The organism is Shewanella sp. KT0246 (genome assembly GCF_019654955.1).
GTDB classification, from domain to species: domain Bacteria; phylum Pseudomonadota; class Gammaproteobacteria; order Enterobacterales; family Shewanellaceae; genus Shewanella; species Shewanella goraebulensis.
In genome coordinates this window covers 1-491 of sequence record NZ_BPEV01000143.1, presented here as the reverse complement: position 1 = coordinate 491, position 491 = coordinate 1, and the positions used below count along the sequence as shown (strand labels likewise).

3 tRNA genes are annotated in these 491 nt (G+C 46.8%); all 3 read right to left on the bottom strand.

Annotated features, from left to right (window positions below):
• Positions 1 to 2: 2 nt before the first annotated feature.
• Positions 3 to 78 (bottom strand) — tRNA-Glu (locus K5Q58_RS20875).
• Positions 79 to 184: 106 nt separating this feature from the next.
• Positions 185 to 260 (bottom strand) — tRNA-Glu (locus K5Q58_RS20870).
• Between the two features lie 106 nt (positions 261 to 366).
• A tRNA-Glu gene (locus K5Q58_RS20865) sits at positions 367 to 442 on the bottom strand.
• Positions 443 to 491: the final 49 nt, after the last annotated feature.

Here is a 491-nt window from a genome sequence, read left to right as displayed (position 1 = left end):
AGTGGTATCCCCTAGGGGATTCGAACCCCTGTTACCGCCGTGAAAGGGCGGTGTCCTAGGCCTCTAGACGAAGGGGACCCGGACTGCATTAGACTCTGCAAAGAGTGAATGACTCATTAAGTTCTGTAGGCTAAAACTTAACGCTTTTTTATTTTCTCGAAATACATCAAGAAAAAATAAATAGTGGTATCCCCTAGGGGATTCGAACCCCTGTTACCGCCGTGAAAGGGCGGTGTCCTAGGCCTCTAGACGAAGGGGACCCGGACTGCATTAGACTCTGCAAAGAGTGAATGACTCATTAAGTTCTGTAGGCTAAAACTTAACGCTTTTTTATTTTCTCGAAATACATCAAGAAAAAATAAATAGTGGTATCCCCTAGGGGATTCGAACCCCTGTTACCGCCGTGAAAGGGCGGTGTCCTAGGCCTCTAGACGAAGGGGACCCGGACTGCATTAGACTCTGCAAAGAGTGAATGACTCATTAAGTTCTGT